The 10,011-nt window shown below is 70.9% G+C and carries 11 protein-coding genes; 4 read left to right on the forward strand and 7 right to left on the reverse strand.

What is annotated here, in order from left to right; translation table 11 throughout:
• Window positions 1-628: hypothetical protein (locus IVW53_15240; protein ID MBF6606920.1), on the reverse strand; the 628-nt coding region annotated here is incomplete at its 3' end.
• 462 nt (window positions 629-1,090) lie between these two features.
• A complete protein-coding gene (locus tag IVW53_15245) occupies window positions 1,091-1,282 on the reverse strand; it encodes a hypothetical protein (protein MBF6606921.1) in 192 nt (63 codons plus the stop codon).
• Between the two features lie 204 nt (window positions 1,283-1,486).
• Here IVW53_15245 and IVW53_15250 point away from each other — a divergent pair, with 204 nt between their 5' ends.
• The 3 genes from IVW53_15250 (at window position 1,487) to IVW53_15260 (ending at window position 4,427) form a co-directional block, all read left to right on the forward strand.
• Window positions 1,487-1,669: a hypothetical protein gene (locus IVW53_15250; GenBank protein MBF6606922.1), complete on the forward strand. Its 183-nt coding sequence runs from the start codon at window positions 1,487-1,489 to the stop codon at window positions 1,667-1,669.
• Between the two features lie 296 nt (window positions 1,670-1,965).
• Window positions 1,966-2,652 carry a protein-L-isoaspartate(D-aspartate) O-methyltransferase gene (locus tag IVW53_15255; protein MBF6606923.1) on the forward strand — a complete coding sequence of 229 codons (687 nt, stop codon included), beginning with the start codon at window positions 1,966-1,968 and terminating at the stop codon, window positions 2,650-2,652.
• A 704-nt stretch (window positions 2,653-3,356) separates the two neighbouring features.
• On the forward strand, window positions 3,357-4,427 hold the full coding sequence (locus IVW53_15260) for a glycosyltransferase (GenBank protein MBF6606924.1): 1,071 nt from the start codon (window positions 3,357-3,359) through the stop codon (window positions 4,425-4,427).
• 356 nt (window positions 4,428-4,783) lie between these two features.
• Here the strand turns inward: IVW53_15260 and IVW53_15265 are convergent, their stop codons facing one another.
• The 4 genes from IVW53_15265 to IVW53_15280 all read right to left on the reverse strand — a co-directional run bounded on the left by IVW53_15265 (window position 4,784) and on the right by IVW53_15280 (window position 8,340).
• Window positions 4,784-5,947: a hypothetical protein gene (locus tag IVW53_15265; protein ID MBF6606925.1), complete on the reverse strand. Its 1,164-nt coding sequence runs from the start codon at window positions 5,945-5,947 to the stop codon at window positions 4,784-4,786.
• Window positions 5,944-7,005: a glycosyltransferase family 4 protein gene (locus IVW53_15270; protein ID MBF6606926.1), complete on the reverse strand. Its 1,062-nt coding sequence runs from the start codon at window positions 7,003-7,005 to the stop codon at window positions 5,944-5,946. Before IVW53_15270 ends, IVW53_15265 begins: the two co-directional genes overlap by 4 nt.
• A gap of 20 nt (window positions 7,006-7,025) precedes the next feature.
• On the reverse strand, window positions 7,026-7,292 hold the full coding sequence (locus IVW53_15275) for a hypothetical protein (protein MBF6606927.1): 267 nt from the start codon (window positions 7,290-7,292) through the stop codon (window positions 7,026-7,028).
• Between the two features lie 280 nt (window positions 7,293-7,572).
• Window positions 7,573-8,340 carry a NifU family protein gene (locus IVW53_15280; protein ID MBF6606928.1) on the reverse strand — a complete coding sequence of 256 codons (768 nt, stop codon included), beginning with the start codon at window positions 8,338-8,340 and terminating at the stop codon, window positions 7,573-7,575.
• Between IVW53_15280 and IVW53_15285 the strand changes: the two genes are divergently transcribed.
• Window positions 8,261-9,487, forward strand: a complete 1,227-nt coding sequence (locus tag IVW53_15285) for an ATP-grasp domain-containing protein (GenBank protein ID MBF6606929.1) — start codon at window positions 8,261-8,263, stop codon at window positions 9,485-9,487. The two genes, IVW53_15280 and IVW53_15285, sit on opposite strands and share 80 nt — an antisense overlap.
• 76 nt (window positions 9,488-9,563) lie before the next feature.
• Here the strand turns inward: IVW53_15285 and IVW53_15290 are convergent, their stop codons facing one another.
• A complete protein-coding gene (locus tag IVW53_15290; GenBank protein ID MBF6606930.1) occupies window positions 9,564-9,944 on the reverse strand; it encodes a hypothetical protein in 381 nt (126 codons plus the stop codon).
• Between the last annotated feature and the right edge of the window lie 67 nt (window positions 9,945-10,011).

The raw sequence follows: 10,011 nt of genomic DNA on the forward strand, positions 1-10,011 counted from the left end.
TGTTGTCGCGCGAGTCGAGGTCGCCGTTGTGGACGGCCAGGTAGGCCCAGTCGAGCAGCGTCAGGAAGGCATCCGGCGTGAGCGCCCTGTTGTAGGCCGTGACGAGGTGGCGAGCCTCCTTGAGGCGTGCCTTGGTCCCCTCGGACTGGACCTCCCGACCAGCCTTGATCAGATGGAAGTCGGCGCCGGGCACGAGCAGGTCGCCGGCGGACTCGGCCGAGAGCGCCGTTCGGACGAGCATGTGAGCTTCTTCGCCGAGCGGCAGCCGGTGCTGCGGCTTGGCCGTCCGGGTCGTGCGCTCGGTGTCGTGGGTCGTCCATTCGTGGAGCGAGACGACACCCTTGCCGGGCGCCTCCACCAGCTGCCCGCCGAGCTCGATCGCCTTGGCCAGGACGACCTCCTCCTCGGCGGTCAGCAGGGCGACCGTGCCGATCTCCCGGAGGTACATCCGGACCGAGTCGTCGATCCCGATCATGTCCGCGGAGAGAGCCTCGAGCTCCTCCGGGGTCGGCTCCTCGAGCTCCTTCGCGTCGAGCTTGGCCTCCTCGCGGCCGGCCTTGCGTCGACCGGTACTGCCGGCGGCGAGGGCGACCTCGAGGAGCTGCTGGTCGCGGGGATCCTGGGTCATCGTGGTCCTCCGGCAGATCGGGCGAGGAGACGCATCGGCCCGCACCCGATGGCATCTCGACGGTCAGCCCGTCCGCACCGAAACGAGAGCAACGCGCCCGTCTACCGTATACCTTCGAGCAGGACATCCAGCAGAGGGGGTATCCACTTCGCTCCAGAGCTACAAGATGATGCAGGGGTGGCCTCGAGCGAGCAGCAGCGGTCCGGTCGGCGGGGTGGACGATCCCCGCGACTGGCATGAGTTCGAGACCTGGTTCACCGACGAGGCCGCGTGCCGCGACTTTCTGGAGCGGCTCCGCAGATAGATGCCCCGGGCGCGGTCCCAGTCGGGCCCCGACGGGATCCGCCGGAGCGCACCGTCGAGCTGGAGGCCATGGATCTGCGTCCAGTCCGCCACGTCCGGGTAGATCGCGGCCGAGCCACTGGGGCGGCCAGCGCGTGGCGGACGTGAAGGCTCGCCCCGTCAGAGAAGAACGAGCTGCAACGCGGCGTCGGCGGCGAAGAAGACGGGCGCGGCGTGCGGCCCGCCGGCCGCCTCGGCCGTCGCCAGCGTCATCGTGGGCACTCCCAGGATCTCGGCGACGGCCGGGTCGTCATCGGGACGGCTGGCCTGCCCATCCGGGTCACGCCACACATCGGTCGGGCCCGCGGCCATTCGCGCATCGTAGTCACGCGGCAGCCAGCCCATAGGCCTCCGCCTCGGCCGACGGTCGCACCAGCATGTCGAGCCCCGAGCACCTCGATCGTTTCGGATGCAGCCTCCGCGGGTCTCGCCGCGGCGATACTCAGGAGGGGTCGCACGGACGACCGCAGCGCCCGTGCCCACAGCGCCCGAGTCGGGCGGGAAGGAGATCAAGGGATGGCCGAGCAGCTCGTGATCGAGCTCGTGCGGGAGAAGGAGACGCCCGGCACCGTCCGGTTCCAGGAGCAGGACCCCGACGAGGATCCGAAGGTCGGGACGCTGTACGTCAAGAAGGCGGCCAGCAAGCGGCTGGGCAACCCGACGCGCATCCGGGTGACCATCGAGGCGATCGAGTCCTGAGGCGGTTCGCGATCGGCGCGATGCGATCGACGCAGGACACGCCCAACGGGAGGGCCAGGAAGCCGGCCACGGATCGGCCGGTGCCCCCACACCATGATCGTGACTCCCCTGTATCCAGGCGGGAAGAAGCGCATGCGTCCGCTCAGCCGCACGGTCGAGTCCGGCCACTTCGATCCGCTCCCCCTCATCACCCACCCGTTCGCGCTCGGCGGACATCGCCGCAGCCTGCGACCTCTTCAGCGACCGTCGCGACGGCGTGCTGAACGAGGCGATCATCCGGGCCTGGTTGTCCCGCCATGCGCGACGACTATCCTCGTGGCGTGGACCGCCATCGCGGCCAGGACCCGCATGCGGACGGCCGCGCCCGGATGCTGGACCAGCAGCTCCGCTCCCGCGGCATCCACGATCCCCGCGTCCTGGCCGCGATGGCGGTCGTGCCGCGCGAGCGTTTCGTCCCGCCCGGCGAGCAGAGGCGGGCGTACGCCGACCGCGCGCTTCCCGCCGGCGCCGGCCAGACGATCAGCCAGCCGTTCATGGTGGGCCTCATGCTCGAGCTCCTGGCGCCCGACCCGGGCGATCGTGTCCTGGACATCGGGACGGGCACCGGCTACCAGGCCGCCGTCCTGGCCGCGATGGGCTGCGCCGTCACCGGGATCGAGCGGATCGCGGAGCTTGCGTCGGCCGCCCGGACGCGCCTGGCCGAGCTCGGCTTCGGCGATCGGGTGGAGGTCCGGGTCGGCGACGGCAGCCGGGGCGACCCGTCCGGAGCGCCGTGGCCGCGCATCGTCGTGACCGCCGCGGCGCCGGCCATCCCCGCCGCGCTCACCGACCAGCTCGCCGACGGCGGGCGCCTGGTGATCCCGGTCGGCGCACGATGGGAGCAGGAGCTGCTGCTCGTCGAGCGGCACGGCGATCGGCTCGCCCAGTCGAACCACGGCCCGTGCGTCTTCATCCCGCTGGTGGGGGTCGCCGGCTGGACGTAGCGACGTGGCCAGGAAAAGCGGCACCGACAAGCACGGGCACGGAGGCAGGCTTCGCCGCGAGCGCCAGGAGGCGGCCGAGCAACGATCGATCCTGACCCCGCCGCTACCCCGTCGGCCGGAGGTGGCTGGAACCGTTCGCAACTTGATCGTCGTCTCCATTCCTGGAGACTGACAGATTCACGGAGCACCGGCACACCCGCATCCCGCTCTCGGCACGTGGGTGTAGACTCACCACGGCTTCCCAACCGCACGACAGTGCGTGGCCGCAGTAGCGGCGCTGCCCCGATGAATCGCCGGACGCGGGGGGAAGGGGCGGCCAACGGCGCCGAACGCCCTGCCCCGTCCGAACGACCTCGTCGCTCCCGGCACCCCCAACACCCTGTCCGCAGATGCCTCGCCAGGCCGGTCCACGGCGGGGTTGACGATGACCCGCGCCTCAGCCAGTGCGGCCGGATCGGGCCGGACCCGGCCTCGGCCGCCTCTCCGCAATCGGCATCGTGGGCCTGGGCGGGGCCGCCGTAGCGCTCGGGTTCCTCCGCCGCCACTGATCCTGACGGGGCATCGTTGCCGTCTCCGCAGCACCAGTCCGTAACGATCGGAGTTCCCGCATCCGAACTGCCTTCGTCTCGACCTATCCTCCGCGGCGCTGCGGGGTCGCCACCTTCACCCATGACCTGGCCGGAGTCACGGGTGGCGGTGAAATCGTGGCGCTCAGCCCGCCTGACCACCAGTCGTCGTACCCACCCGAGGTCCACCACAGGATCCGTCGCGACGAGGCGGGAGACTATGCCCGCACTGCCCGTGCGCTCACGCACTGCGGGATCGACGTCGTGTCGATCCAACATGAATACGGGATCTGGGGTGGTTCCGATGGCGAACACGTGCTGGAGTTCCTCCACGCCCTGGAGATCCCTGCCGTGGCGACGCTGCACACGGTGCTCCGTCATCCAACGCTCCGGCAGCGACAGATCCTCGTCGAGCTCGCCGCCGCGACCGCAGCGACGGTCGTCATGTCGCGCGCCGCGGCCGCGCTGCTGACCCGGGCCTACGGGATCGATCCGATCCGCGTCGAGGTGATCCCCCATGGGGTACCCAACCTGCCGCTGGTCGATCCCGACACGATGAAGCCGGGGCTTGGGCTTGGCGGCCACGCGGTCATCCTGAGCTTCGGCCTGCTCGGGCACGGCAAGGGTTATGAAGTCGCGATCGAGGCCATGCCGACGGTGGTGGCCGCGATCCCGAGCGCTCGGTATGTGGTCCTCGGAGCAACCCACCCCGAACTCCTCCGCCATGAGGGCGAAACGTACCGACAATCGCTCGTCGCCCGGGTCGACGCGCTCGGCCTGGCCGGCCACGTTCAGTTCGTCGATCGGTTCGTGGGTCGGGTGGAGCTGAGTCGCTGGCTGGAGGCCGCCGATGTCTTCGTGACGCCGTATCCCAATCTCGAGCAGATCGTTTCCGGCACACTGGCGTACGCCATGGGTGCGGGCAAGGCGATCGTCTCGACCCCCTACGCCTACGCCGCCGAGCTGCTGGCTGAGGATCGGGGCATCCTCGTGGCACCTGGATCATCGGCCGCCCTCGCGGCGGCCTTCATCGCGCTCTTGCGAGATGCCGACCGGCGCGCCGAGGTGGGAGCGCGAGCGTACGGCCACAGCCGGGCGATGATCTGGCCGGAGGTGGGGAACGCCTACCGTCGCCTCTTCGCCAGGATCGCCGGCAGGCCCGCGGCCCCGGTTACCCGTGCGGCAGGGCTGGCCACGACGAGTGTCTGACCGGGCGCCACTCTATCCAGTCAGCCGGCGCCATCTTGAGGCGATCTCCGACGAGATCGGGATCATCCAGCATGCGCTGGGCGCCCTGCCCGATCTCAGCCACGGCTACTGCACCGACGATGTGGCGCGTGCGCTCCACATGGATCTCCGCACGCAGCGGAGCTTGGCTGGGGGGAGATCGCGCCCACCGCCTGGCGTGCCATCCGCTTCCTCGAGCGCGCCTTCGGGGACGACAGCGGGCGCGTTCGCAATTTCCGGGGCGGCCCGGTGGAGCGCCGTGCTCGACTACGTTCGTGCCTGTCCGGGGGGCCGCAACGGCGCCGGGGAGACCCGAGCGAGGGCATCTAGTCGGGGCGTCAAACCTCTTCGGTCACCTCGGTCAGCGCCGATCGTTTCTCGCGCCACCGGCCGTACGCCTGCTCGAGCGTCCGGGGCAGGCCCTCGTACCAGGTCAGCTCGTCCGGCCCGTCGAACGGGGACATGTCGAGAGCGGCGCGCCGGCCGAAGCGACGCCAGACATCCGCCACCGGCTTGGCGCTGCCGTCGGCCCGGAAGAGGCCGAAGTGCAGCTCGTGGGGCGCCAGATCGAACGGGGGCAGCCGCCGCAACTCGGCGGGGTAGTCGGTGAAGCACCACCATGACGCGCCCACCGCCCCCAATCGCCACAGTCGTTGCAGGACGGCACTCGCGTAGCGCGCGACCCGGTCCTCGCCGAGCTCGTGGTCGGGCAGTCCGAACTCCTGAGCGTTCACCCGCTTGGCGGCGAAGCGGGCTGCAGTCGCGCCCAGGAAGGGCACCCACTCGGGATCGTCGGGGGCCGTGGCCGCCTCGCTGTAGAGCGGGTAGCCGTGCATGACGACCTCGTCCCACGGGGCGGCGATCGAGCTGATCCGAATCCCTCGGTCCTGCTCGAGGTCCGGGGCGTGGAGGCCACCGGCGACGTCGACTCGGGCGGGCCGGAGCGCCTCCGTCAAGAGTGAGCTCCAGCGAGCGATCTCCTCCGGACGAGCGGGCCATCGGAGGTTCGAGAACTCGTTGCCGAGGTCCCACCCGGCGAGCCCCCCGTGGCCGGCGAACGTCGATGCCAGCCGCTGGGCGAGGAAGAGCTGCGCGTCGAGGAGCGCCGGATCGGCGTAGATGTCGCCGACGCCGCCGGGCACGACCCGGCGCCCGCTGACGGTTCGGATCGTCGAGGCCGCCGACGGGTCCACCGCCCAGCCCGGGAGCCAGTTCACGCCGCTCATGTGGCCGCAGAACAGGCTCATCACGAGGCCGACCTCGTGCCGCTCAGCGGCCCGCAGGACCGTTTCGAGCCGGACGAGCGCGTCGCCTGAGACGCGGTCAGGCCGGGGTTGGAACGCTTCCCAGAGCAGGAAGATGCGGGCCTCCTGGAGGCCCAGATCCGCGATCCGGGCCATGTCCCGATCGACCTCAGGGAATCTGACGTCGTCCCACCAGTACATGGCTGTCCGGGCCGGCCAGTAGTTCACGCCGAGCCGGAAGGAGTCGCTTCCTGTCACCGCGCCATCTCGGCGCGGCCGCCGGCCGTTCGATCCCGCCGGCTGGGCCACCGTTCGAGCACCTCGGCGTAGACGTCGAGATAGCCCCGCACCATCGTATCGACCGTGAAGTGCTCTTCGACCCGCGTTCGACAGCGGCCTCGGTCGAGGCCGACCACGACCGAGAGCGCCCGCACCGCCTCGCCGACATCGACGACCAGGACGCCCGTCTGCCCGTCCACGACGACCTCCGGAACAGCCCCGCGGCGCATCCCGATCACGGGTGTCCCGCAGGCCATCGCTTCGATCATGGCCAGTCCGAACGGCTCGTCGAAGGTGACCAGATGGAGCAGGGCCAGCGCGCCACCCAACAGCGAATCCCGTTCCGCCGGCCCAACCGGCCCGAGGAACCGCACTCGCTCGCCGTCGAGCCGCGGCTCGACGTGACGCCGGAAGTAGTCCGGGTCCTGGATGATCCCGGCGATCAGCAGGGGCAGGCCGGCGGCGGTCGCCGCCTCGATCGCCAGATGAACGCCCTTGTCGGGATGGATCCGCCCGAGGACCACCGCGTATTCGCCGGGGTTCGGGCGGAAGGTGAAGTCCGCCAGGCGGATGCCGTTGTAGACGGTTGCCACGTAGTCGAGGGACGGGTCTCGATCCGCATCGCTGATCGACACGTAGAAGGCGTGGCGATCGTACTCGCGGTAGACGGGCAGGATGGCTGGTGACGAAAAGCCGTGGATGGTCGTCAGGAGGGGCGTCCGGATCAGTCGAGACCAGGCGAGCGGCAGGAAGTCGAAGTGGTTGTGGAGGAGGTCGAAGCGATCCGCCTGCTCCATGGCCCGGGCGATGTGGAGCACCTCGTACACCTTGGGGGTGACCTGCGCGTCCTCCTCGTAGCCGGCCGTGGCGACCGCCTCGAGATGACCGGCGGTCAGTGAATCGGCCGTGGCGAAGAGGGTGACCTCGTGACCCCGTGCCACCAGCCCTTCGGCGACATTCGAGGCGACCTGCTCCCAGGGCCCGTAGGCACGCGGCGGGGTGCGCCAGGCGATCGGGCTGATCACACCCACCCGCATCGAGGCCTACCTGCTGGTCGCTATCGGGCGCCCAGCGGGGTGACCCGGGTGCGACCCAACCCGGACCCAACACCGCCGGCCATCGGCTCGGCGGGTTGTGCCGACGCCTCATTGTGGAGGGCGCGCATCCGTTCGACCGCGACCAGCCAGGCACGCGTCGATTCGGCGCCCATATTGCCGTTCACGCCGTCCGGTCCCAGGCCGTCACGACACGAACCGTTGTCGGGATCGGCCAGCGGCATCCCCAGGTCACTGTCGCCCAGGCACCGGCCGAACGCCCGTTCCATCACGTCCTGCCGCCACGGATCCGAGTTGACGCCGTAACGAGGTCGATCGACTCATCGCGGCCGTGTCCGCGCAGCACGTCGAAGCCGTTCCCGTCGTAGAGGACGTTCGGGTCCCCGCTCATCTGTCCCTCCGCTCTCGGCTAGTCGCAGGGTAGGCCAACCGGCCCGCCCGCGCTGGACCCGAGCGCCGCCCGCACGACCGGAGCCAACGGACGACGCGCCGTCGATCTCGATCCGCACATCGTCGCTGTCCGAGCCGAGCTCGGACCTTTAGCCGGGCCTACTTCTTGGCGGGCTGGAAGTAGGGGTTCGTGCCGCTCGCGTGGTCGGTCGTGTCGACGATCGAGAGGATCTCGGGGACCGCCGCCCTGATCGCGACTTCGACCCCCTGGCGCAGCGTGACGTCGACCTGAGCGCAGCCCTGGCAGCCGCCGCCCAGCTCGATGTAGGCAACGCCGTCGCGCACGTTGAGGAGGTCGATGTACCCGCCGTGGGCGGCGATACCGGGGTTGATCTGGCGGTCGAGGACCTGCTGGACCCGCGCGGCGAGGGGATCGGCCCAGCCCTCGTTCGGGTTGGCAACGGTGAGCGCGCCGCCCGACGCCGCGCCGTCGAGGTCGATCGTCGCGCCGCGAAGCCGCTCAACGCTGGCCGGGTCGACATAGACGCGATAGCCGTCGGTCTCGACGACGATGTCGAGCGCGGCGGCGTCGGCCGGCTCGATGAGCCCGAAGTCGTACGCGAAGCGGGCGCCATGGCGGGCGGTCACGGCGATCCGGAGGCAGGCGGCCGGGTGGCCGGCACTCGTCGCGGCGCGGGAGACCTTGGCGCGGGCGGCGGCGGTCACCCAAAGGAGCGGCTGCGGTCTATCGGCCATCGCGGGCATCGTATCGCGGCCGGGGCGAACCGGTAACGACGCGATCCGCGGCGGATGGCGCAACCGGCCGGCTCGACGATACTGGGAGGCGATGACCCGGATCCTCCTCCTCATCCCGTCGCGGACGTATCGAACGGCCGACTTCGTCGCGGCCGCGAGCGCGCTCGACATTGAGGTCGTGGTCGGCACCGAGGAGCGGCCGGCGCTGGCGGCGGTGATGGGGGAACGGTGGCTCGCCCTCAGCCTCACGGACGTCGCTTCCGGGAGACAGGCGATCGTCGACTACGCGCACGAGCACGCCCTCGATGCGGTCATCCCGATCGACGACGGTTCGACGCTCGTCGCCGCCGCCGCTGCGGTCGCCCTCGGCCTGCCGCACAACCGGTTCTCGGCGGTGGAGGCCAGCCGGGACAAGGCACGGACCCGCGAGCTGCTCGCGGCGGCCGGGCTCAACACGCCTCGCTTCCGGACGTGGCCTGCCGATGCCGATCCCGAAGAGGTCCCCTCGGCGACGTTCCCGGTCGTCGTCAAGCCGCTCGACCTGGCGGGGAGCCGCGGTGTCATCCGGGCGGATGATCCGGACGAGCTCGCCGCCGCGTTCGCCCGCGTGGCAGCCATCGTCCGCTCCCCGGATGTCTGCCCACCCGGCGAAGCGGCGCAGCGGATCCTCGTCGAAGACTTCATCCCAGGGGTCGAGGTTGCGCTCGAGGGTCTCCTCCGCGGCGGCCGCCTCGAGGTCCTCGCGATCTTCGACAAGCCGGACCCGCTCAACGGGCCGTACTTCGAGGAGACGATCTACATCACGCCGTCGCGGCTGCCGGCCGAGACGCAGGCGCTCGTCGAGGCGACCGCCGCCGCCGCGACGCGGGCGATCGGGCTGACCGAGGGCCCGATCCACGCCGAGCTCCGCCTGAACGGGGGCGGCGCGTGGGTGCTCGAGGTCGCCGCCCGCTCGATCGGCGGGCTCTGCGCCCGCACCCTCCGCTTCGGGGCCGGCGTTCCGCTCGAGGAGCTCATCATCCGCCACGCGGCGGGGCTGCCCCTGCCGTCGCTCGAGCGGGAGCATGCGGCGGCCGGCGTGATGATGCTCCCGATCCCGCGGGCCGGGACGCTCCGCGAGGTCAACGGCCGGACCGAGGCGATGGCCGTTCGCGGGATCGAGGGCCTGGTTATCACGATCCCGCCCGGCGGCCGGGTCGTGCCGCTCCCGGAGGGGGATCGCTACCTCGGCTTCATGTTCGCCCGGGCCGAGACGCCGGCAGAGGTCGAGGCCGCCCTCCGAGAGGCGCATCGGCGGCTCGAGATCGTCATCGAGTAGGGGTCGCTCATGGCCTCCGGGCAGGGCGTCCGCCGTGCCTCCACGACATGGCCCGCGGTCCCGATCTCCTCCCGCTCTACCGATGCTCAGCGGGGGTGCGCCACGCTGCGTCGACCCGCTGCATCTCCGCGACCCAGAAGGCGCGCCGGTCGTCGTACGTTCGGCCGAGTCTGGTCGCCAGTTCGAAGAAGCCGGCTCGCGGCGGCCCGCTCTCCGACGAGACGACGTAGGCCGAAAGCATCCCGCGGCCGATCGCGTCTTCCTCGGCTGAGACCTCGCCAAGGAGGCTGAACATCGCGAACGCGTGCGGCTCGACCTCGAGGGTCTTGATGTGGCGCGCCAGGTCGCCATAGGTCATCGGCCCTGCCCCGGATCGGGCTCGTTCGCCGAGGATGCCGACGACCTCGGCCTTGGCCTTCTCCCATGTCGCCAGGTCGTACCCGAACTTCGTCATCATGCGGTGCCCTCCCGCTCGTCGGCCGGTACTGCCGTCGCGCTCAGCGTCTCACCGTTGCCGGGTCGCC

This window comes from Chloroflexota bacterium (assembly GCA_015478725.1).
Lineage (GTDB): Bacteria > Chloroflexota > Limnocylindria > Limnocylindrales > CSP1-4 > C-114.